The following is a 22,740-nucleotide window of genomic DNA, read 5'->3' on the forward strand; positions in this document are numbered from 1 at the left end:
TGATACAAGGTGGTTGTGAAAACAGGTATAGCTCTCCCCGACAAGGTCTACGAGGAGCTTAGCAACATAGCCAGGGAAATGGGGTATGGAAGTATCTCGAAAGCCGTCAGGGACGCTGTTGAGCTATTTATTGCTTTTAACAAGTGGTGGTCCGCAAAGGGCTCAGTTACTGGGACGATAATGGTGCTTTACCCGAAGGAAGCGAGCACTACGGAGAGAAAGGTCATAGAGCTTCTAGGTGGGTTCTCAGAAATAATTCGTGCAAGCATCCACGTTCCTCTCGGCGAATACTCGCTGCTAGCAATACTAGTGGCAGGCGAGGGCTCAGAGGTCAAGAACCTCTATAAGGAGCTTACACGACTTGACGGCGTACTAGCAGTCCAGCCCTCACTCCTACCGCTGCCTACAGGAGCCCCATAGCTGCAAGATATTTTGTTGCATCATCAAGCCTCCCCGTAAACTCGTTATACCATGCAAGGATGACCCCATCATTTCTCACAGCAGCATAGTCCATTGTCTCATCGAGATACATTATATCAGCGCCTAGGACTCGGAAAGGCCTAAGCACCTCTGGGTACTTATCGATAGGCCTAAGCTTGCTGGACAATGCAATTCTCCGAGACCATATATCGGCCTCAAAAGGAGAAAGAAGATGAGGATGCTGCTTCACAGCCATCGGAACCATATACGGGTAATATTCCTTGATCTCTCCCCTGCATATTAGAGCTACTTTAACGCCCCATACACTGACATAGTCTGAGTCTAAGACGACATAGCTACACTCATCGCCCCCCTCGCTAGACTCCACGAGAGAGGCATAAAGCACTCCCTTGCTACGCTCACGTATCACTAGAAGCGCTCTCTTGTCAAGCTTCTTCACAGTGATAGGGAGCCCCTTCTTTATCGCCTCAATAATTGCTTGCATACCAATATCAGCTGGGTCGGATCCAGCCAATGCCGCATCCCCCTGCTACTAGCTCAATGCCGGCATGACTCATACTTTGTGTGCTGGTTATTACCTTATTCTTTGCGAGAAAGTCGAAGAATGAGGCTATGAAGGATGTGTAGTAAGTCTTTGCTCTAAAAAACTGCTTGGGGACAGAAAAGGGGTGAATTATTGTTGAATAAGATGGTTTGCTGCTAGCTGTAGTGTGTTGAAGTTATCATCTTCTTCACGGTCTTTATGGGTTTGCCGTTCTTCACGAATGTTATGTGTGCCGCGCATGCAAGGCATGGATCGAAGCTTCTGATTGCTCTTACGTAGTCGAGGCCGGTCCAGTCCTCAGGCTTGGTTTCTTCGGTCACTACTGTGTTGACTGCGCTTTCCTCGAATGGGCTTCTGCCGTACTTATCGAATGGGCTTACGTTGCCAGTTGTTGGTGCGTGGATCTGTATGTTGAGTACTCTTCCGCTCTTCTGCACCATCCAGTGTCTCACTGTTCCTCTGGGGGCTTCTGTGAAGCCTACTCCGAATGTTATCCGGTCGGGTTTCTTCCAGGGCCTGCTTGCATAGGTCTTGCCCTGCGCTATGTACTCCTGGGCCTTCAGCAGATTAGTCCAGGCAGCAACCACGTCAACCATTATGTTGAATGCTCTTGCCCACAGGCGATATATTGTAGAGCTGTATTCCGGTACTTTCCACTCGAAGCTCATCTCTTCGCAAACGGCTGCTGGTAGCTCATCCGTGCACGCGCGTGGCAGCGTTACCTTGAGGACTCCGTTGCCGCTCTTGAAGCTTACTTTCTCGTTTCCGATGCTGAACGAGTGTAGGCTCGTCACCCTCATTCTCGCGTATGGACCTACTTCGAATGGGACTATTGTACCGTCCTTCCATACGAGGCGTACGTGTGTTGCCCAGCTGTACTTCTTGTCCCAGTCCCTTGCCTCTGGGTTAGGTATCGTCACTTTCAGCCATGGGTGGAATACGGGGGCGTTCACTGTCTTTCCGAGTATGTCGCTAGTATACTTGTCCCACTTGCCCCAGTTCAGCGTGTTGCCTAGTGGGTCCTTGAACCCTGTCTTCTCTAGCTCCTTGTACCAGGGTAGCTCGTGGACCTTGTCTGCCCAGTCCTTGTAGAAGGAGTGCTGCACGTGCTCGAATATACTGACCTGGTACTCGGCGTAACTGTCTGTGACGAGCTTGCCTCTTAGGACTACGCCTGGCTTGACTATTCTCTTCCTAGCGGCCTTGTCGATGCCCTTGTAGAATTCTTCCCATTCGACACTGCATTCTCGGTCCCAGGCGCCGCAGCCACCTATGCTTGCATACTCCTCTGGGTCGTCGAAGATGCCGCCACTACCAATCGCACCAACCGTTGACTTTGCTGGGTCTGGGTGGTAGCTCGTACCGTTCTCCGCATAGTTCATCTTGTTTGCGTAGAAGTCGAAGAGGTCCCAGAGCACAGTGTACATGAACTTTACCCATGCTGTTAGCTTTACTAGGCGGAACATGTAGCCCATTAACAAGTATTCGTGGTTTGTCAAGTCCGTCATAATGCCGCCGGGTATGAGTGTTGATGGGTGGCTGTGCCTACCGTAGATGAGTACGCCCGCCTCTCTCGCTAGGCGCTGGAACTTTACCGCTAGCTGCCATATCTTGCCGGTTATCGGGGTTAGTGCATCCATTATGTCCGCTATAGTTGTGAAGCCGTGGATGTCTCTATGCTCCGCCAGCGTCTTCCTTGCCTCAGCGTAGACGCTGGGAGTCATGAGGCCTACTACGGGGCTGCTATAGTCCGGGCCCTCTAGCATAAGCAGAATTATCGTGTGGTCATAGATGTGGTCCGTCATCGCGAAAGCCATATTCCTAAGCGCTACGCCTAGCGGCGTCGGTGCGACACCATACACCATGTCCGCTGCTATCACGTCTGCATTTGCGTGGCTCGCGCCACAGACGCCACAGATGCGGCTGGTTATGTGCGGCAGGTCTTCTGGAGGCCTTCCCAGCGAGAACACCTCGAAGCCGCGGAACATCGTCACGAAGCTGCGCACACTGTCGGGGTCTGCTCTCCTCTTATCCGTATCAACAACTACTCTAAGCCCCAAGTGCCCCTCGATACGCGTTATAGGGTCTATTATCATTTCGCGCTTTACCATAGATATTTCACCCCTCACCTATACTATTAATCACCTATATCCCGAAGAGCGAGGTACCTTGTACACGGGGGCATTTAAGTATAGACGTGTGGAGTTGTTCGTAAAAAACAAAAGCGCTCAAGCCTTCCCCTCCTCCTTCACAATACCCTTCTTCACTAAGTACTCGTACCAGAGCGGATGCTCCTCCTTTATGCGGCGCAAAGGCATTTTGCCATGGATGTACGTCGGATCCATCGGGAATATCGTCGGGTTCAGATGTGCGTACGATATGTGCACCATCAGTATGAATGTTACTGCTAGCACAGCTTCTTTGACATGAGTTATCCAGAATACACCGTTCAGCACCTGGGGACCCCAGACGCTCATAATGGCGCCAGGTATGCCAAGCACAGCCATACCCCAGTAGACGCCCCAGTACTCGAAGAGCTGCTCACAGTCATACTTGAACACCTTCGGCATCTTGCCGAGGCGCGGCGATATTGTCCAGAGCATCCTATTAATTATGTTCTTGAAGAATGTCCACGTCCATATAGTCATTATCGGCCATTTCTCGAAAATGCTCTCCTTTCTGGATCTCGAGAAGAGGTCAATCAGGAACCTTGTGGTGTAGTAGCCGAAGTGTAGCAGCACTACTACACCCATCAGCCATCCAGATATAACATGTATTGCCACATAGGATTCCCTGCTCACATAGAGCATCTTCCAGTACGGATTATTGCCGAGATACATCGTGAAGCCAGTGAACGCGCAGAATATGAATGTTATCATTACCCATATGTGTTGTATTCTCTGCCATAATGAGAATCTCAGCACCCATACGTCGCGCTTGCCTTCTTCACTCTTATAGTAGCGGCGCCACTTGCCTTGCTCTCGCGCAAAGGCCGCGAAGTGGCCTAGGGTCCACCAAGTGCCAAATATGCCTATCAATATGATTAGTATGTCGAAAGCTACTGCAAGGAAGTCTCTCCACCAAAGCGTACTCTTAAGGTTCATCTCGGACAACAGCTTGAAGAACTGGCTTATGCCACCCTCTTCTTGTAGCGGTATCCAGGCAAGGAAGTACACTATGGCCCAGCTGCCGCCAACCAGCAGCGCCACGAGTATTAGGTCTGCTACTAGATAGGCTGTCCAGAGCTTCTGACTAGAAGCCGCCAAGTCTCCTCTTCACCCCCGTCGCAATCTCCTTACTCTTTTGCCTTGCTGCGTAGATGTGCCCAGATGCCAGCCACGACGCCAGCTGCTATCAGTGTAGCTGCACCGATTTCTACGTCCTTCTTTAGCTCCTCGACGCTGGCGCCTACGTAGGGCAGCTTCTGGTAGAATGGCTCGAAGCTGTCAGTGAAGCCTGGCTCCGTGCATCCTATACATACGCCGCCAGTTCTCGTGGGGCCGCCTACACCGTTTACCCATCCGACCTTGTTCCATGGACAGTGGCTTATGGGGCCCTTGCAGCCGACCGCGTAGAGGCACTGAGCGGTGTTTTCACCCGGGAACTTTCTAAAGTCGCCTGAAGCGTACCATGCAGCTCTCGGACACTGCTGGTGCACTGTTTTGCCGAATATGTACTTGGGTCTCCAGTGCTCGTCTAGCTCCGGTAGTGGTAGCTGGCCGAGAGCCCATAGGATCATGTTGGCGATTACCCTTAGCTGTCCATTGCCGTTGGCTGGGCAGCCTGGTACTGCTACTGCTGGGCGGCAATCACTCCTAATTTCTCCTGGGCCTAGCTTGCACTGGCCATAAACAAATCGGCGGAACGGCTCTGCCTCGGGTACTAGGTCTACGAAGCCCTTGAAGCCTCTCCTCTTGTCGGGGAAGAAGCCCACGGCGCCGGTGGGGCTATAGCTCCAGCCCTTGGAGCCCCATTTCTCGAACAAATCGTAGCCCATCTTTTTCATGAAGTCCTTCTCTAGTACCTTGTTTGCTATTAGACCGCCGTAGGACGCACAGTTGCCGACAGCTATCACTGCGACCGCGTGCTTTAGCAGCCTCCTTATCCACTCGGCACAGCTTATCGGGTGCCCGTTCTCCTCGCCTATGTAGCAGAAGTAGTCAACAGCATCCGGTACATCGGTTATCCCGTGCTCTTGTAGTATCCTCTTGTCAACTGGTATACTGCCCTCTATTACTAGGACGAACGGGTTTAGCTTGCCCTCACTAGCCAGCTTCAGGATATCTATCGGGCTTGTTAGCAATATGCCGGGGTTGTAGCCCAGCTTTACGAATGTCTCGAGCGTCTTTCTGAGAGGATCATTTGCTGGTAGGCTGTCTATGAGCTGCTTGGCTTTCTCAGGGTTCTTTACCAGCTCCTCTGCGTAGCTTGGTGTCTTTTCGCCCCAGCTCAGCATCACTGTCTCGTGAAACACGAGTCTAACCGTGCCAGGGCCGACGGCATGGCTGGCACCGCCGAGTATCGTTATGAGGTCGGGCTCTGTAGCCTGTATAAGCGCGGTAGTATTGCCAGCACAGTCCTGGGCCTCGAACCAGACTATGTTAATTGCTCCCTGCTTGGCAGCGTTGACAGCTGCCTTGACGACTTTGCCCCAGTCTAGGCTTGCGAAGAACGCTGTGGTTCCTGCTAGCTTAAGGAAATCTCTCCTAGAGAGCTTTAAGGTCATGCCAGGTGCACCTCCTTTTATGTTCTGGTGCACATAAGTAGTGTCTATGTATTCCCTTTCCGACGCCTTCTCACGTATAGATTATCTCTACTTTTCGGCCCCAGTTAAAAAGTTATCTATCAGAACAGAAAGAGTTTTGAATAAGTTTTATCGTGACCTTTAACGCCGTAAAGGGTTCACCAAATATCTAAAAAGTCTACAACAATATCATAAAATGTATACTATTTTTCAAATAAATATCTACATTAATTTATTTATATCTTTTTAAAAGTAATATATTTGATTAAAATGTCTCGGTAATGGATGAACCGGTCCCGAGGAATAAATTAGGCTGCCCCGTGAACCCTAAGGGCGGCGATTAAGGTATGAGTGACCTCTCTCTTGAGAAGTGTGATCCACGAGAAATTATTGAAAAGATAAGTAATGCCCTTGAGAGCCCGGAGTGGAGCAAGTGGCTAAACGAGACTATGCAAGCATTCGCTGCAGCACTAACCGGTGTCGCTGAGAGACGAATGACTGATGCCGTGGCGGCACTCTTCCTCGCACAGGTCGGTAGTAGCTTCTACGCGGCCGCAAGGATGCTTGGACGTGGCCCCGAGGAGGCGCTGGAAGAGGCTAAGAAGGATCTTTGCAGAGTATATACTGCTGCCTTATGGTTCCTTCGTCAAAGCTTTGATACAGGAACACTTGAGGAAAATTACAAGAACGCTCTATCGATGATAGCGAGCAACAAGGAAAGCATGGAGAAAAAAGAGTAAATATCATGTCAGCAACGTAGTAACATGTATGACAAACCGGTGCGGCTTTAAAGCTAGTTGCTCAGCACATACAAGCAATAAAGGAACAAGAGGCGTAGAGAACAAGTAGGAGGCGTCTCTTCGTGCGTAGTGACCCAGTTAGGCGTAGGGCTCTTATCGAGGCTTTTAGAGAGGTGGCAAGGGTAGCTGGGACCATCAATAGGTTCTTCGAGGAAGTTGATAGCGAGGTGAAGAAGAGCCTTAGGGATGCCCTTGGCGTACCTGGGCCCGAGGAACAGCTGCTTAGGAAATTGTATACCTTTAAGCCAGCGAAGCCCGAGAGCACTGAGGAGCTTAAGAGGCTTATAGCCCGATACATGGGGCTGGAGGATAGCGGGGTAGACGTATTTGAGTATCTCCGCTCGCCTGGTAGCAGTAGTACCGGACACGATGGAGAGGGGAGGAGAGAGCCTCCTCTCAATGATGCTGGAGAAGGGGGACGAGACGAGGATAGGCAACTGCATAGTAATAGAGGCTGACATGGACGCGCTAGCTCTAATAGACGAGGCAAGGAGGCTTGGTGCAAGCGAGATCGTATTGCTTGGTCCTCTACACCGCGATAATAGGCAGCGTGGAATCTACTTAGAGCGGGTAGAGCCGAATAAGAGCGCGGCTTCTAGTCCAAACAAGCTTGTCAAGGAGCTTTGGGGCAATCTTACGGGCAGCCTACGCCTAGACGACTATGTTGCAGCCATGCGCATACTATACGATAAGCCATTCTATGTCGCTGAGTGCGACCCAGGTGACACAGATGAGTGCAGAGACCTCGTCGAGCAGTGGCTCAGAGAGTACTGTGGCCAAGCCTAGGATATTGGTTTTCGGCACAGGAAATACTTTCTACGGCGACGACGGCATAGGCTATTGCCTTGTAAAAGCCCTAGAGAAGTGCGTCAAATCGTTAGGCACAGACCTGGTCTCCATCCAGGCCCTTAACCCTGGCCACGCCACGCTACTAGAAGGGTACGATTACGCGATATTCCTCGACGCCTATATTGACCCGGAGGCACCAAAGGACGCGGACATAGTTGTGCACGAGCTCGATCCTTCGCTTCTCGACGAGGCGGATATAGTATTAGCCATAGAGGGTATCGAGCCACATAGCCTCGATCCTTTGAAGCTACTAGTGCTGGCTAGGGGAGCTTCGCTTTTCAGCGGCAAGGGGTTCCTCATAGGGATAAGGCCGGAGATAATTGACTTCAACAAGCCCTTGAGCAAAGAGGTCAAAGAGAGAGGAATCAAGGCGATCAAGAAACTAGCCGAGATACTTGGCAATCTAGGACTTGAACTCACCATAGACTATGAGTGTGTAAAGAGCTTTCTCGACGAGAAGTGCAATGGACCACTATTAGACTAAGCTACTGAGCATTGAACAGTACACGTTTCTATACTGTTCTAGGCTTTTCCAGGAGCCCGAGCTTCGCGGCCGCAACCATTACTTGGCCGACTGCGACCCCTCCATCCCCTGGCGGTAGTCGGTGTTGAAGCACAGCCTCTAGCCCGTGCTCGCGCAAAGCCTCCCTTACCCCCTGGACTATGTATGTATTCACAGCTGCGCCGCCGGAGACAAAGATGGGACCATCAAGGCCTTTGGCTGCACGGGCAGCTGCTTCTCCAAGTGCCCTCCCCAGAGCCTTCTGGATAGTGAATGCGACATCGCTAACGCTATACTTATCAATGGCTTCGAGAACCCAGCTCAGCAGCTTCCTTACATCAACTACTACTCGCCCGTAAGCAGTAATGAGGGGCGGCGTAAAGCCCAGGTCTCTGCCCTTTCTCGCTGCTGCTTCAAGCCTCATAGCTGGTTCACCCTCATAGCCCCTGTGCCACCCTATGCGGAGCAACGCAGAGAACGCGTCAAGCGTTCTACCCATGCTCGTGGTAAGAGGTTGAGAATCCAGGCCAGCCTGCCTATAGGCTATCCTAGCCTCGGTCTCCCCGTAGGGAAGTTTGTCTCTCTCTAGGAGCCCTCTCTTAGCGAGAATCCCTACTACCTCTTCTTCCCCGAGCCCGCTGGCCTTCATCAGCCCTATTAGTGCTCTAACGGGCCATTCGACTGCACGTTCTCCACCAGGGAGGCGGAAGGGATAGAGGCTCGCGACTCTAGTGAAATTCGAGTAGCTTGCTACGAGTACTTCGCCGCCCCATATGGTGCCGTCGGAGCCATAGCCAGTCCCATCAATAGTTATAGCAACGTGTTCCTCGCCAGGCTCTACACCGTGCTCAGCCATAGCGCTGGCTGCGTGAGCATGATGGTGTTGTACTTCTACGAGTTCTGCACCATATTCCTCCGACATCCTTGCAGCTAGGCCGCGATTATGGTAGCCTGGATGCATGTCTAGTGCTACGAAGCGAGGCCTCAGTCCATAGACTCTTATGAGCCAGCGTAGCTCCTTCTCAAGGTCCTCCAGCTGCCCGGGCTCATCAAGGTCTCCTATGAACTGCGTCGGGACTATCTTGTCCTCGAACGAGACTGCTCCCGCTACTTGCAGCTCCGCACCGACTGCTATGCCTTCCGGCAACCAAGCCCTAACACGAATCCATGCAGGTGCATAGCCGCGGGCACGGCGCAAGAACACTAGCTCGCCATCGGTATATCTCAACACGCTGTCATCTACTCTGTGAACTATCTCACGCTCGTGCGTTACAACGTAGTCCGCTATTCCTCTTAGATGCGTGAATACACACTCTATAGAGGTGCACATGGGGTACCCGGTCTCGTTCCCACTCGTCATTATGAGGAAACCATCCCTCAGCTCTTCTAGAAGCATGACTTGTAGCCCGGTATATGGCAGCATAACTCCAATAGTGTCTAGGCCAGGCGCGACGAGCTCGGAGACGGGGGAGTCTTCTCGCCTTGGGAGCAAAATTATTGGGCGCTCAGCTGACCTAAGCACTGCACACGCATCGGAAGGGGGAATAGCTATTTTCTCAACAATGCTACAGTCCCGCGCCATTAGGGCAAATGGTTTCGTCGGCCTTCTCTTCCTGCGACGAAGCTCGGCAACAACACTATCGTCGCTCGCAAGCGCTGCGAGATGGTACCCGCCCACACCCTTTATTGCGAGTATGTGCCCCTCCTCTATCCGCTCTGCAGCCCACTTGGCAGGATCGTCTACGGGGATAATGTTGCCCTCCATATCGTACACGATGGTTCTTGGCCCGCACTGTTTACAGCTAATTCCCTGGGCGTGGAACCTGCGGATGTTCTCCGGATTGCTGTAGTCGCGTCTACAATCTATGCAGAGGGGGAATGCCCTCATGGCAGTGTTTTCGCGGTCATACGGTATGTCGTACATCATTGAGAAACGGGGCCCGCACCAAGCACAGCTGTTCCAAGGGTAACGGTAGTACCTTGACACGGGATCATGTATCTCTGCGACACAGTGCGGGCATATGCCGAAGTCCGGGGGTATCATGCTCCGCTTGCTACGTCTTCGCTCACTCTTCCTGATACTGAACCCTCGGTACCATTTCGGAGATACGGGCTCTACTTCTAGCTCCTCTATTCTTGCTGGTGGGGGTTTCTCCTCGTACAAGCCTATGAGGAAGCTCTTGAGTTGCTCTGGGCTGCCCTCGACCCATACTTCTACCTCGCTTCCACCGAGGTTTAGGACGTAGCCTTTGAGGCTGCGGGATACTGCTAGCCTGTATATGAAGGGGCGGAAGCCGACGCCCTGAACTATTCCCGTAATTCTGATCTTCAGCGCTCTCCTATCCAATGCCTATACACGCCTCGCCACAAGCGAGGAAAACAATGATAAAGTGTTGACACAAACGGGGATATGGCTAGAAGGAATTAACTGCGAGAAGCGGCGAGAAGCTCAACCATCTTTAGCATATTCTTGGCACTATCTCGCCGCTCGGCGGCTCTAGTATTCTTACCCCGCCAGTCACGCTCTTGAGGAGCACTCGGCCAGCATGATGCGGGTCCTTCGGCTCGTAGACCTGGCCTATTATTGCTGCCTCCTTGTAGCCAAGGCCGTGTATGAAGTCTAGGATCTCCTCTGCCTTTGACCCATCAACTGCTAGGACTGCTGCTCCCTCGTTTGCAAGGCTTAAGGGGTCTACGCCAAGCATTTCCGCGTATTCTTTTACCTGGGGGCGTATTGGCACCTTTTCCTCCTCTATGACTATTACTGTCCTAGTTTTCTCCGCCCAGTCGTTGGCTAGCATTGCTATGCCTCCTCTCGTAGGATCGCCAGCACCGTGAATGTAGTTGCGATACTTCTCTAGGAGTGGGAGCATTAGGCTTGTTAGTGGCTTCACATCGCTTTTCACGTCGAACTCTACGCCTATGGTTTGCTGTGCGGCAAGAATTGCTGCTCCATGATCGCCTACATACCCTGTTACTATCAGCTTGTCTCCGGGCTTTATCTCGCGGTCATCAATGGGCTTTCCCTCTACTATGCCTATACCCGCAGACGCTATCACTACTCCATCTACTTGGCCTTTCGGCATAACCTTGAAGTCGCCGCCTATTAGGGCGACACTGTTTGAAACAAGAGTACTGACATAGCTGTCTATGATTTTCTTGAGCTTCTCCGTCTCGAAGCCCTCCTCAACAATAACTGCGTCAAGAGCTGCGACTGGTTTTGCCCCAACCATTAGTAGGTCGTTTATCGTGCCGCTCGCTGCGAGGACTCCTATGTCGCCGCCGGGGAAGAAGATAGGCTTAACAGTGTAAGAGTCTATGGTTAGCGCAATATACTTGCCCCCATCAAGGGGTATGAGTGCAGCATCGTCAAGGGCGTCTAGCCCGGCCCCATTGTCCACCCTCCAGTACTCGGGTGGAACAGCATTCACTATCAAGTTCTTAATTAGGTCCTCGGTCTCCTTGCCTCCCGATCCGTGTGCAAGCGTTATTAGTTTCCAAAGCCTAACATACCATGTCAACTCTCTTCACCTTTCTCAAGATACTCGAAGAGCTGTTGTGCCTTAGACTCGAGGTCTTCTATGAACTCATTTATAGCATTAACGAGTTCTTCCGCACGCTCGGGCTTCAGCTTCTCAATTATAACGCCTGCATGCACTACTACGAGGTCGCCTGGCCTGAGATCCTCATATGTGCCGCCATATACCTCTCTTAGAACACCGTCACCGAAATCAACTAGCACTATATCGCCTTTTACTTCCTTTACCTCTGCAGGTATACCTAGGCACATAGTGGCCGAACCCCGCTACTCAGTTTTGGAGAAGCAAGGGTGAAAAACTGTAACCTTGCCAATGAGGCTAGATTATTCCTAGGCTTTTCGCTATGTCTTCAGCAAGGCCTCCTCCGCCGAAGCGAGCCCAGACGGCACATGTTCCTTCACTGCTCACCATGCATGGCCCATAGGGTGTTCCCGGCGTACACGTTTTCATGAAGTGCGGGCAATCAGTTGGCTTCGCAAGGCCTAGGGTTACTTCTGCGCAGCGACACCCCGGTGGCAAGTCGTATCTCCACTCATCGGGTGAGAGGTCCTTTATGCCGTACTGGTGGAGCGCGTCCACATGGCGATATTTTTCCCTAAAGGCCAGCCCGCTTTTCGGCACAAATCCTATTCCCCTCCATGCGGCGTCAACTACCTCGCAGCATTCGTTGATCTGTTTCTGCGCGGTTGTATTGCCCTCCCATGTTACGACTCTCGTATACTCGTTGACGAGCCTGGGCTTGCCTTCCACGTGTTGCCGTAATATCTCTAGGACGGCTAGTAGTACGTCAAGTGGTTCAAAGCCTGCAACCACTGTTGGTATGCCGAACTCATCCACCACGAATCTCCATGCCTTGGCGCCTACGATTGTTGACACGTGGCCGGGTGCTATGACTCCTCGTATCGGATTATCCTTGTGGGTTTCGAACGTATACCTCATTATGGGCGGAGTCAAGCGATGAACATTGATGATCGTCATATTGCTAGGTACGTGGCCCTTCACAACGGGAGCTGCCGTTGAGGGAGCCGTGGTCTCGAACCCTACTGCGAAGAACACGCTCTCCTTCCCGTCCTTCTTGGCCATACGTATTGCGTCTAACGTGCTATAGACTACTACCACGTTTCCTCCAGCTGCTCTAGCCTCCTCGAGGCTGCGTATGTCCTTGCCACGCCTTCCAGAGCCAGGGAGTTTGTAGGCGTCACCATAGGTGAAGACGCGTATTCCTTCAAGGCTGAGCTTTATAGCCACGTCGACGTAGTAAGCGGGTGTTATGCATACAGGGCATCCAGGACCAGCTATAAGCTCGACATCCGGAGGCATGAGGCTCCGTAGTCCGAAATGAGTTATTGTGTACTCGTGTGTGCCGCAGAAGTCCATTATCTTGATCGGCGACTGGCCTACCCGGGCAACAGCTTTTGGGGCCAATTGGTGTATCTTTTCAACGACTTTTCTCGTATACTCGCTGCGGCGGAGAAGCTCCTCAAGGCGCTTGAGAAGCATCGCCCGCTGCTCGCCTAATGACAAGGCTTTGTGCACCACCCCCGCTGACTAGGAGCACCTCCTGCTTTGGGGATGATAAACTTGTTTCTACGAAGACAGTATAAGATAACGAGATAAACACAATATTTTACTCATGCAGCCTTGCCGCAACACCGCTGCCCGTTATTCTCAACCGGTATACACCCTCATAGTGATCACGGAGCTCCGCGAAGACTACATCTTCTTTACCCTTTCTTGGAAGGATTATTGCAACCTTCTTCTTAACATACCAGTTCTCGACAAGCATCCTGCTCCTAAGTCTTTCAAAGAACTCTGCATCCTCATCACTAGCCATTCCTACGCGTCTACTAAAGCACCGTGACTGTTCAAAGAAGCTTCTAAGACTCGGTGACTGAATGAAACGCACAAATGCGCGAGACCCTTCATCAATAATCTTCTCGCCGAGCAATCGATGCATATCACTAGTACTCATCTCGCCCATGACTACAGCCACTACCTCTCGCTCCGGCACAGAATAGCTCTCAACTCGGGCCAGCCCCGGCCCACCAGCTGATAGGCGGGCCTCAAGCCACCTCCCATAAACCATTGCCACTACGTCGCCGAGCCCTGTCCCTGCAACCACTTCGGCTCTATGGGCTAGTGCCGCTGCTTCGACAAAGCCTAAGCCACTTAAGAGCCCCGAGCCAAGAGAAACGCCAAGAGCTACCGTCGCAGAGACCGCGAAGCCCGAGCCAAGAGGCACCGGTGAGCTTATGCTGATACATGCTGGATGCAATGCCTCGTTCTTGGTGACCTCATTTACAACGGGTGGCAGGGCTCTAAGCATCTCATCGCCTAGGCGTATCTCGATGTTCCAGGCATCGCATGGCCTTGCCTCTACAACAACACGTGGCTCCAGTAAAAGCCCTGCGCCAAGGCTACCGGATAGCAGCGGCTCGCTACGCCACACGGGAACCCAGAACCCGGTAACATGCAAGGGAATCTCCAGTACCACCTTCCTGCTCTCATCACTCATGCTAGTATCCCGTTACTTGCTCAGCGATAACAGCATCTATAATTCGTAGTGGTATCTGCGCATGTGCTGCGGCAAAAGAGCTATACACGGCTCATGAGCCTTAATCCTCTCTACAAGGGTGTAGAGGGTGAGTCTACCACACCCAAGCCTATCGATTATCGACGAGCACGAGGGCGAGCTAAGAGGCAAATGTATTGTGCTGGGAGTAACCGGGAGTGCCGCGATTTATCGTAGCATAGACCTTGCTCGCACGCTTATGAGGCTTGGAGCAAGGGTACGCGTGGTTACGACTCCTGCGGCCACCGAGCTGGTCTCACCAACACTGTTTGAGTGGGCTACCGGGTACCCTGTTGTAACAAAGCTCACGGGCGCAATAGAGCATGTCACGCTCTCGCGTCTCTGCGACGCAGTCGTTGTTGCTCCTGCCAGCCTAGATACGTTGGCAGAGATAGCTGAGCTGCGGGCCTCAACACCTGTCTCGGCAACTGTTCAGGAGGCAGCAGGCCTCGGGAAGCCAGTACTCCTCATTCCGGCCATGCACCTAGGTATGTGGAGGAGATCTAAGAGGCTCCTAGACGAGCTCGGGAGACAAGGCTTCTACGTAATGGAGCCCGTTATTGAGGGTGAACAAGCAAAGTATCCTCCCGTAGAATTAGCTGCTTGGTGGATAGAGTCTATCCTTATGCGCGGAGTTGACCTACGAGGCAAGAAGGTGCTAGTAACTGCTGGGCCTACAAGGGAGTATATAGACGAAGTCCGGGTCCTAACTAATCCGTCGAGCGGAAAAATGGGGGTCTACCTTGCTCTCGAGGCGCGGTGGCGAGGAGCAGACGTTGTCCTCCTCCACGGCCCCCTCTGCACGGCTTTACCACCGCAGTGGAGAAGCTATGTAGAGGCATACAATTTTGTAAGTGCAGAAGATGCGCTAAGACTTGTACGCGAGCACGCTAAAGGTATAGACCTAGGACTCTACGCTGCAGCCATAAGTGATTACAAGCCGTCGGAGAAGCTCGAAGGAAAAATAGATTCAAGCAGCAACAAGGAACTTGTCTTGAAGCTAGTCAAGACCCCTAAAGTAATAGCGGAGGCTGTTGCAGCTGAGCCTAATGCTGTGCACATAGGCTTTGCCGCGGAGGCTGCGAGCAGTGTGGAGGAACTACTCGTAAAGGCGAGGAGGAAGCTCGAGAAGTATAGGCTTGACGCAGTAGCGGCGAACAATATACGTGAACCAGGCGCTGGGTTTGGCTCGGAGACTAATCACGTCTACATAGTTGATTGGAGAGGAGGCGCGACTGAGATACCTAGGATGCATAAGAGGCTCGTCGCGAGAAGAATACTAAATCATGCGGTAAAACTGCTGACTGAGGGACCTAGGCCGAGGTAGCGATTAAGCTGGCTCAGAGCCTCTCGGGGGCTTCATCGCATAAGCTATGGCGTCATCTATGTCTCTGAAGACTCTAACGCATGTTGTCCTGCGCTTGCGGAGCCTCATCTTGAGAGGCACCAAGTAGTAGACCTGGCCAGTGAACGGGTCCTCTGGCACCCATAAGACGAGGATCCTATACCCTGTCTCAGCTACTGCGAGTTCAAAAGCCTTAGATATGAGGGGGCGTGCTCTCTCTCCACATGCCCGCATCTTGGGGACTTCAACCGTGAACGGGGGCTGTTGCTTCTTCTCGTATACGCGGCCGCGCTTGGCAGTCCACACTGTTATTGCAGCTGTGCCGCCGGGGACACCGCTCTTCTCCTCTTCCAGTTCCTCAGCCAGCTCTTCCGAAGGTATTAGCGGCTCCTCTAGCTCCTCTTCTAGCTCCATTCGGGCCGCTTCGAGGGCCATATCTCTACGCCCCATGTTTAATAGTGATAGCCATCCTTGCCTAGATATAAAGGTAATCATTAGAATTGATATGCGCTCTCCAGATAGTACCGTACTACCTAACTACTGTGATGCGCCCCACTCCTTACGGCAACCACCGCTATGGAACTATGCAGTAACAACACGTTAAAGTAAGTCAAAGCACAACACTGTTCACCACGGTAAACATCCTTGCAGAGAACATTGCGCATCGAGGACTTCTCGCTCCTAACCCACGTTGGTGACCCCCAGGTCTCGCCGAAAGGCAGGTACATCGCCGTTTCAACTATAAGGCCGCGGCTCAAGGAAAACAAGTATTTGAAAGAGATCTGGATCTATAGGGCTAGCGACACCAAGCCCTTGGCTGTCCTACAGAGCGAGAGCGACTCGTCGCCGCGCTGGAGCAACGACGAGGAAAAGATTGTATTCGCGTCACGTAGAGCCTTGACGGAAGAATAAGGGTGAAGTAATCTCTATACTTATCGTCTTGGCGGCGAAGCACAAGTTAACCTACTGTAAAACTGTCTTTAAATAAAAATCTAAACAAATACTCAGCTCTAAGGAGCAGACATACGTATTTCATAAATTAACCATAATGAACGTCTATTATTGAGATTAATTAAACACCTTCTAGAGCGCGTTATTTTATAATTTCTTAAAAGTAGAAATTTAGTTTCAATATTTTTAATAATAAACATATTACTTTAGATTATCCTTAAATAACGAGTCTACAAGTATAAAATATTAAACTGTCCATCATATTAAAGATAATATTAGGCGCTAGAAGCAGAATATGTCAGGTGAATATGTAGCGTGACTATTAAGACTGTTAAACCAAAGCTAATACATGATGCAATCCATGGAACAATACCGTATACTAGCATAGAACATGAAATAATCTCAAATTACATATTTAATAGACTCCACGATATACTACAAAACTCCTTAGTTTTTCGCGTATTTCCTGGAGACAGAATCTCTAGATTTTCACACTCAATAGGTGTAATGCACATAAGTAGTAAAATATTCTTTTATTCTCTTGCTAATACAGATGATCAGACCCTTCACTTATTTTATGAAAAGATAAGGGAGTTTGTCAAAGAATATGCCCGAATAATAAATGATGATTTAAAAGTAATATCACCTTCAGGTCAAGAGGTTTACTGTGCTAAAGAGTACACATCAGAGGATCTGAAGGAAGTCCTCAAGAGGATATTAAATCCCGAGGTAGTACTCAATTACTTTATACCAGGAAATGTAAGTGATGAATTTAAACCCTACCTATTGTTTAGCTTACAAAGCCTTAGAATTGCAAGCTTATTACATGACGCGGGTCATTTACCCTTAAGTCATGTATTTGAATATGCACTTGACCAAATATATAAAGAATTAGAAAGCATGCATAATAATATAAATGAAATTAAACATTTATTTGAATCATATAAGAATTTTCGAGAGCTATTTTCAACGCAACTGAAACCTCATGAAACGCTAAGCATTATTATTGTTTTACAACTACTAGGTAATAAATATAAAAGAATTCTAAGAGAAATGGATAGCGAGGAAAAATGCCCAGCCCCGCTTGAAGATGTTTACGACGCAATTGTACATGCTATGTTAGCTCTATCCTCAGCGCTCATTATTTTAGGAGATAAAAGCGATACTGCAGTAAATAATATTCTTGAATTTTTACATAAAAACAATGAATATAAAATAAATGTTGATTTAGGAATATTTTCAAAAACGCTTCACCAAATTTTAGATAATGAAGTTGATAGTGATAAAATAGACTATGTTAAAAGAGCATCACTATATAGCGGCGTAAAGATGTCATTTAATGAGGACAGAATTATCACCACATACAGACTCGTAAAGGATTCTAGCAGTCCTAACCTCTACATCTTACCCGCCGCAAAATCGCTGCATGAAATTGAAGAACTTCATAAAGCTTTATTTCGTTTCTATCGAAATATAATAGGCCATCATAGAGTAATGTTATTAGAAAAATTATTAACAGAAATATTAACTAAAATGATAAGATTATATAAGTATTATGATTCGTTACCTGATAAATATAATGATATAAGGAATTATATAAAAGAAAACTATATTCAGAAATTAATAAGATTATTTGATTTTTGCAACAAACATAAATTTAGAGAAGCTATTGCTGTGCTTTTTTCTCTAGATGATGCCTGGATTTTTTCATTTTTGAAAAATATATATGTATACATACTAACAAAAGAAATACGAAATCAAAAACTTGAAAAAATTGAAAAAGAGTTAGAAATAATGCTTAGAGAAATTTTTGAAAATGTAAAAGAAATTAGACCATTATGGAAGCACCGAAGTGAGTACTGGAGCTTTATTAGAAGCTTATTTAATAATGATAATAAAATAAATATAAAGGATATAAATGGAAAGCTTAGAATAAAGTTACTAGATACAAAAGAAACGAGCTTAGAACTTCAACAATGCATAGAGAATTGTGTTAAGAAAAATAATTACGATAGTAAAGAAGTTTTCGGGATACTCATACAGCCCCTAGCACCTGTTCTTCGACTCCCCAAACTTAAGGGGAAATTTAGGATTTGGACCTATAGAGGTGATTCTATAAGAATTGTTCATATAGATGAATTATCTGAACTTCGACGTCTACAAGACGAGGAGGAAAAAACACATGTACAGCTATATGTATATTATTACAAAGACCTTAATAGAAGAGTTATTGAAAAATGTACAAGAAGCTGCATCAAAGATGTTCTAATAACAGATACCAAATGAATAAACAAGATAATAAACAAAAATACATAACTTAAGCTATATTCTTTAACGCCTCATTCACGATGCGATATTCTTTATCACCTATCCTCTCTATGTACCCCCATCTCTCAAGCTGCTTTAAAATAGTGTATGCGTCATCTACCTTAGTCTTTTCTATAAAGTCGTAAAGGGTAAACTTTCCACCATTACGTGAAACTTCTCTTAAGAACTTTAATATGCTAGGCATTTTTTCACCATTATTATCTAGGAAGTTGTTACGTTATCAATGTACTGCCCAAAAATATCCCCGAATAATACGCTTTCTGAAGTAACTTCAACAGTAATCAGTATTACACTATACCTATAAAACTTAGAGAAATAAGTAAAAAATATAATATATAGATAAAAGTCTTTATATCTATAGTTATATATTCTTTACATCATTCTAACAGACCCATTGCAGGGTTTGCAAAATGAGGACCGCAAAACGATATACGCAAAAAGCTCAAGCACTGCTTAAAGGGGTATAAAAATCATCCTTGACTTCTTCGAGGACAAGCTTGGGGCAAAAGGGGGTTTAAGAGAGCAATGACATGTTTTTGCTGTTCTAGCCTCTAGGTTTCCATGCTACTCCTTCATCGGTTGTAACGGGCTCAACTAGGCCTTCTTCTTCGAGCCAAGCCACAACAGAGACTAGCGCTGTACGGTTTAGGAGCACTTGGCGCGGAGTAGGCTCGGCCGCTGAGAGGTCTCGTGTAGCGATTACTGCTAGCTTGTCAATAGTTATCGGGTGATGCGACCTTATCGTCTCTAGTACATAGTTTCTTACCTTGTCTACGGCGGCGATATTGGCCTCTATCATTGCCTTTGCTCTCCCACCCTCTACTATGGGTCCATGGCCTGGGACTATTTTGTACCCAGACTCTGCTAGCTCCATTAATACCTGCAGGCTTTCCTTCCACTCGCGCAGATTCAGCGCAAAGGGTATCCCAAACCTGGCCAGAACCTTCTCACCGAGAATCGCGTCACCTGCTGCAATAACCTTATCGTCTTCAATTACTATCCCGCTATGCCCGGGGCTATGGCCGCGAAGATCTATTGTTTTCACGCCGGATGCTATTTCCTCGCCCCACCAATAGGCCCTGGACACTCTCAGCGTTATGGGGGGCATTGAGGCGAGAGACTTGCTAATAACTCCGCCATAGACTATGCTGAACCGTGTCTCAAGGCTCTCAACGAGAGGCACACAGTACTTGTGAGCCAAGACTTGTACTGATTCCGATACCAGGGGAGGAGCAGCAGCCAAGTGATCTGTATGGCCATGGGTTAGCGCGATCACTGTTGCCCGTAAGCCTAGCTTCTCTAGACTCGCAGAAATGAGGGAAGAGCGATCATCCCCTATACCGGGGTCAATGATCATCGCCGAGCCATTGCCAAGGCCTACTATTACCGTGTTAGGGCTCCCGGGTAGAGCCCACGTCCTATCTCCTAAGCGTCTAGGCTTCGCCGCCACTTCTGGACCCCTCACCGCTTGGCGTACTGCTTCACCTATAAGTGGTAACGTTATAGGCTCCCGCAGCTACTCTCCAAGCATGAGCGGGCAGCTCACCCGCCTGACAGCGGGGCAGCCCCCCGCGATCCAGGATGATGGCGGGATCCACTCGGGCGGCGTAAACCAATTCCTCCTCTATACTCGTATAGGTGTGATGCATTGGAGCAAGCACTGAATGCTGCCACCGCTTGGCGCATTCTAGGCAAGGCTATGAGGGAGGTACTTGACTCGGCTCTCCGCAAGTGGGCTGGGCTACGTGTAGCTGACGCGTTTCTCGGGGCCCGTTACTCGTACGTTGAGCTCGTTGGAGGCTGGTGTGGAGTAGCATATGTCCCGGGGTACGACCTAGGAAGAGGAGTTGACGTGTTAGAGGAGGCTACTCCCCGTCTTCTCGCACGCCTTGTTGAGAGGGGGTTTGGGCGTGGTGCAGCGTCACTAGCATTGGCGGCCATTAATGCAGCGACAATGGCTTGGATCTATGAGTCCCTTGACCCGCCGGTGATTATTGAAAAAAGGCTTTCCGATATTGTTGGAGCGGGGCACGGCGACAAGGTAGTCGTACTTGGATACATGAGGGGCGTTGTTGACGAGTTCCTCGAGTCCGGTGCAGACGTCTATGTCTCTGAGATCAGTGAGGATCTCTACCTAGAGGCGGCGAGAGACGCTAAGAACAAAGGCTTCACCGTTATAGGCCGCGACGAGGCTAGGCATTATCTAGAGAAGGCAACCATAGTAGTTGCTAGCGGGAGCGCACTACTCTACCCAGAGCTGACGCTGTGGGAGCTTAAGGCCGCATTAAGTGCACGCGAAAGAGTACTCGTGGGACCCACGTCGAGTTTCCATCCATTGCTCGGAAAGAAGCTAGGGGCGACACTTGTCGGGGGAGTCTATATAGACCCCAGCATGTGCAACATGGTTCGCTGGCATGTGGCGGGAGGCGGAGGTTTGCATAGCTTTCGGAGGAAAGGAGCCAAGGCTCCTTTCTTGCCGAGGATATATATGCGCGTCTAGGCCTGGGTCCTTAGCCCCCATTCCCGGAACATGTTGACTCCCATGTATATTCCGCGCTGCATTACGTGTGCAAGGTAGAGGGTGTGGAGTCTCCTTATGTTGTAGCAGCCTTCTTCGTCGCTGTGCTCCCCTAGCGCTCTTAGTATGGTTACAAGTAGGCGGGCAAATCTTGCCCCTAGTTCTCCGTAGCGCTGGAGAAGCGTTGACGGGCAGAAGCGGAGGCCGAAGATCTGTGTAGAGGCATAGTAGAGCATGTCCTCTAGAGGCGAGACGTAGAGAGCCTTTGTCGCCGAGAATCCCCTCTCTTCCACAAGCTTAACATACTTCTCAATACTAAAGGTATTTGCATATGCATAGTTACCGAGCCTACCTATTCCGCTCACGCCTAGGGCGAAGAACTTATCATAATCAACTATGTACTCATCAATGAGCCTTGCGCCGCGATTCATGCACCAAGCAGTTGACGGTGCATAACCATGTCTGAGCGATTCCTGCACGATTGTCTCGTAGAGCTCAGTGTCCAGCGGGTGCCAGGGCCCCTCAGAGCGCAGCATCATGAGCTTGCGCAGGCCGGGTGCGGGCATGAGAGGGTAGAACGTTACCTGGTCCACTCCAAGCGAGAGAGCCCTATCGGCTTCTTCTCGTATTCTCTCCACGGTATCGTTGCGCCCGCCCCAAATCATGTCAATATTCACTGTATCGAACTTTCCTCGCGCAGCTTCAATGGCTTTCAAGGAATGCTCTACCTTGTGGTGTAAGCGGCCTAGCTCTACAAGGCGCTTATCATCAAGTGCTTGGACACCTATACTTAGCCTTGAAACCTTTGCAGATCTCAGTACAGAGACAGCCTCATCGTCTATGTCTATTGGACTAGCCTCTGCAGACACATCGAGGCCGTGGCCAAAGTAGCTTCTTAGCAGATCTACCACTTCGGCTAGCTCATAGATGTTTATAGACGGCGTTCCTCCTCCAATATAGACTACACGTATCTTCGCATCCTCTGCGCTCGATGCGAGCCACGCTATTTCTTTCTTCAATGCAGACATGTACATTGTGTAGCGATTTGGGTCATAGGGGTATTTTACGAAGCAGCAGAACTTGCAAAGGGGCTTATGGCAAAACGGCATATGGATATAGAGTGCATACACTCCTTTCTCAATACTTCTGATAATTTTCGCGTGCTCGTTTCGATCAGCATCGCTGCCTATTAGTTTTTTGAAAAATGCTTCGGTGCAGCTTGTTACCATATTGCCTAGGAGTGCTCCGAGGCGCTGTACGTGTTTAGGTATACCGTTTGTCTCTTGACCTATTTTTTGAACTTGGGCACAAGCTGCAATACATGCCATTTATTACTGCCTCCCTTGGCCGGCCTTAACAGCTAGTAGAGCGTGCTTTTCTCAAAAATCCATGTTGTGAGTGAAATTCCCAAAGTGTATTTATTCGGTGACTCGCAGGGGTACGGGTTCTCGTGGCATTTTGACTACTTGCTTCATAGTCTTGTTATTGTACTTAGGGCTGTTCCTACTAAGGATAGGATAATAGATAAGGTAATACCATCATTATTATGATAATGGTTTGCAGCCACAGAGTCAGACCCTGCTACTCTTTTCAGGAATAGACACAAG

At 49.4% G+C, this 22,740-nt stretch carries 21 protein-coding genes; 8 read left to right on the forward strand and 13 right to left on the reverse strand.

The genetic code is table 11. From position 1 onward, the window contains the following. Positions 1–9: 9 nt before the first annotated feature. Positions 10–420 carry a CopG family ribbon-helix-helix protein gene (locus SBG41_RS09085; protein ID WP_317895226.1) on the forward strand — a complete coding sequence of 137 codons (411 nt, stop codon included), beginning with the start codon at positions 10–12 and terminating at the stop codon, positions 418–420. Here SBG41_RS09085 and SBG41_RS09090 read toward each other — a convergent pair. The 4 genes from SBG41_RS09090 to SBG41_RS09105 form a co-directional block, all read right to left on the reverse strand. Beyond that, a complete protein-coding gene (locus SBG41_RS09090) occupies positions 404–955 on the reverse strand; it encodes a hypothetical protein (RefSeq protein ID WP_317895227.1) in 552 nt (183 codons plus the stop codon). The genes SBG41_RS09085 and SBG41_RS09090 overlap by 17 nt on opposite strands. Before the next feature lie 185 nt (positions 956–1,140). Further along, the gene (locus SBG41_RS09095; protein WP_317895228.1) at positions 1,141–3,096 is read right to left on the reverse strand and encodes a nickel-dependent hydrogenase large subunit; all 1,956 of its coding nucleotides are present in this window, start codon (positions 3,094–3,096) and stop codon (positions 1,141–1,143) included. 117 nt (positions 3,097–3,213) lie between these two features. Continuing rightward, the gene (locus SBG41_RS09100; RefSeq protein WP_317895229.1) at positions 3,214–4,251 is read right to left on the reverse strand and encodes a DUF4405 domain-containing protein; all 1,038 of its coding nucleotides are present in this window, start codon (positions 4,249–4,251) and stop codon (positions 3,214–3,216) included. Positions 4,252–4,280: 29 nt separating this feature from the next. Further along, positions 4,281–5,711: an NADH-quinone oxidoreductase subunit B family protein gene (locus tag SBG41_RS09105; protein WP_317895230.1), complete on the reverse strand. Its 1,431-nt coding sequence runs from the start codon at positions 5,709–5,711 to the stop codon at positions 4,281–4,283. Positions 5,712–6,076: 365 nt separating this feature from the next. Between SBG41_RS09105 and SBG41_RS09110 the strand changes: the two genes are divergently transcribed. From SBG41_RS09110 to SBG41_RS09120, 3 genes are all read left to right on the forward strand, one after another. Further along, positions 6,077–6,469, forward strand: a complete 393-nt coding sequence (locus tag SBG41_RS09110; protein ID WP_317895231.1) for a hypothetical protein — start codon at positions 6,077–6,079, stop codon at positions 6,467–6,469. Between the two features lie 387 nt (positions 6,470–6,856). Then, the gene (locus SBG41_RS09115; RefSeq protein WP_317895232.1) at positions 6,857–7,315 is read left to right on the forward strand and encodes a hypothetical protein; all 459 of its coding nucleotides are present in this window, start codon (positions 6,857–6,859) and stop codon (positions 7,313–7,315) included. Further along, positions 7,260–7,862, forward strand: a complete 603-nt coding sequence (locus SBG41_RS09120) for a hydrogenase maturation protease (protein ID WP_317895233.1) — start codon at positions 7,260–7,262, stop codon at positions 7,860–7,862. The genes SBG41_RS09115 and SBG41_RS09120 overlap by 56 nt, the downstream gene beginning before the upstream one ends. A gap of 28 nt (positions 7,863–7,890) precedes the next feature. On the opposite strand, the gene hypF is transcribed toward SBG41_RS09120, so the two are convergent. The 5 genes from hypF to SBG41_RS09145 form a co-directional block, all read right to left on the reverse strand. Next, positions 7,891–10,227 carry a carbamoyltransferase HypF gene (gene hypF / locus SBG41_RS09125; RefSeq protein WP_317895234.1) on the reverse strand — a complete coding sequence of 779 codons (2,337 nt, stop codon included), beginning with the start codon at positions 10,225–10,227 and terminating at the stop codon, positions 7,891–7,893. A 112-nt stretch (positions 10,228–10,339) separates the two neighbouring features. Then, positions 10,340–11,401, reverse strand: coding sequence for a hydrogenase expression/formation protein HypE (gene hypE, locus SBG41_RS09130; RefSeq protein WP_317895235.1), 1,062 nt, complete (start codon positions 11,399–11,401; stop codon positions 10,340–10,342). Then, entirely contained in the window at positions 11,398–11,670 is a 273-nt protein-coding gene (locus SBG41_RS09135) for a HypC/HybG/HupF family hydrogenase formation chaperone (RefSeq protein ID WP_317895236.1), read from the reverse strand. Before SBG41_RS09135 ends, hypE begins: the two co-directional genes overlap by 4 nt. 67 nt (positions 11,671–11,737) lie before the next feature. Then, positions 11,738–12,943, reverse strand: coding sequence for a hydrogenase formation protein HypD (hypD, locus tag SBG41_RS09140; protein WP_317895237.1), 1,206 nt, complete (start codon positions 12,941–12,943; stop codon positions 11,738–11,740). Positions 12,944–13,046: 103 nt separating this feature from the next. Next, positions 13,047–13,934, reverse strand: coding sequence for a pantoate kinase (locus SBG41_RS09145; RefSeq protein WP_317895238.1), 888 nt, complete (start codon positions 13,932–13,934; stop codon positions 13,047–13,049). Positions 13,935–14,061: 127 nt separating this feature from the next. Here SBG41_RS09145 and coaBC point away from each other — a divergent pair, with 127 nt between their 5' ends. Then, on the forward strand, positions 14,062–15,318 hold the full coding sequence (coaBC, locus tag SBG41_RS09150) for a bifunctional phosphopantothenoylcysteine decarboxylase/phosphopantothenate--cysteine ligase CoaBC (RefSeq protein ID WP_317895239.1): 1,257 nt from the start codon (positions 14,062–14,064) through the stop codon (positions 15,316–15,318). A gap of 3 nt (positions 15,319–15,321) precedes the next feature. Here the strand turns inward: coaBC and SBG41_RS09155 are convergent, their stop codons facing one another. Continuing rightward, a complete protein-coding gene (locus SBG41_RS09155; RefSeq protein WP_317895240.1) occupies positions 15,322–15,771 on the reverse strand; it encodes a hypothetical protein in 450 nt (149 codons plus the stop codon). 210 nt (positions 15,772–15,981) lie between these two features. On the opposite strand from SBG41_RS09155, the gene SBG41_RS09160 reads away from it, so the two are divergent. Together SBG41_RS09160 and SBG41_RS09165 are read left to right on the forward strand one after the other, a co-directional pair. Continuing rightward, positions 15,982–16,248 carry a hypothetical protein gene (locus tag SBG41_RS09160; protein ID WP_317895241.1) on the forward strand — a complete coding sequence of 89 codons (267 nt, stop codon included), beginning with the start codon at positions 15,982–15,984 and terminating at the stop codon, positions 16,246–16,248. A 354-nt stretch (positions 16,249–16,602) separates the two neighbouring features. Continuing rightward, entirely contained in the window at positions 16,603–18,573 is a 1,971-nt protein-coding gene (locus SBG41_RS09165; protein ID WP_317895242.1) for an HD domain-containing protein, read from the forward strand. Positions 18,574–18,604: 31 nt separating this feature from the next. Here the strand turns inward: SBG41_RS09165 and SBG41_RS09170 are convergent, their stop codons facing one another. Together SBG41_RS09170 and SBG41_RS09175 are read right to left on the reverse strand one after the other, a co-directional pair. Beyond that, complete coding sequence (locus tag SBG41_RS09170) at positions 18,605–18,799, reverse strand: hypothetical protein (protein ID WP_317895243.1); 195 nt, start codon at positions 18,797–18,799, stop codon at positions 18,605–18,607. 360 nt (positions 18,800–19,159) lie between these two features. Continuing rightward, positions 19,160–20,065 (reverse strand): MBL fold metallo-hydrolase, encoded by a 906-nt coding sequence (locus SBG41_RS09175; RefSeq protein WP_317895244.1) that lies wholly within the window; start codon positions 20,063–20,065, stop codon positions 19,160–19,162. A 198-nt stretch (positions 20,066–20,263) separates the two neighbouring features. Between SBG41_RS09175 and SBG41_RS09180 the strand changes: the two genes are divergently transcribed. Beyond that, the gene (locus tag SBG41_RS09180; RefSeq protein ID WP_317895245.1) at positions 20,264–21,115 is read left to right on the forward strand and encodes a Rossmann-like domain-containing protein; all 852 of its coding nucleotides are present in this window, start codon (positions 20,264–20,266) and stop codon (positions 21,113–21,115) included. Here SBG41_RS09180 and SBG41_RS09185 read toward each other — a convergent pair. Continuing rightward, the gene (locus tag SBG41_RS09185; RefSeq protein ID WP_317895246.1) at positions 21,112–22,461 is read right to left on the reverse strand and encodes a radical SAM protein; all 1,350 of its coding nucleotides are present in this window, start codon (positions 22,459–22,461) and stop codon (positions 21,112–21,114) included. The two genes, SBG41_RS09180 and SBG41_RS09185, sit on opposite strands and share 4 nt — an antisense overlap. Positions 22,462–22,740: the final 279 nt, after the last annotated feature.

The sequence above is a fragment of the Pyrofollis japonicus genome, from assembly GCF_033097485.1.
In the GTDB taxonomy this organism is placed as follows: domain Archaea; phylum Thermoproteota; class Thermoprotei_A; order Sulfolobales; family Pyrodictiaceae; genus Pyrofollis; species Pyrofollis japonicus.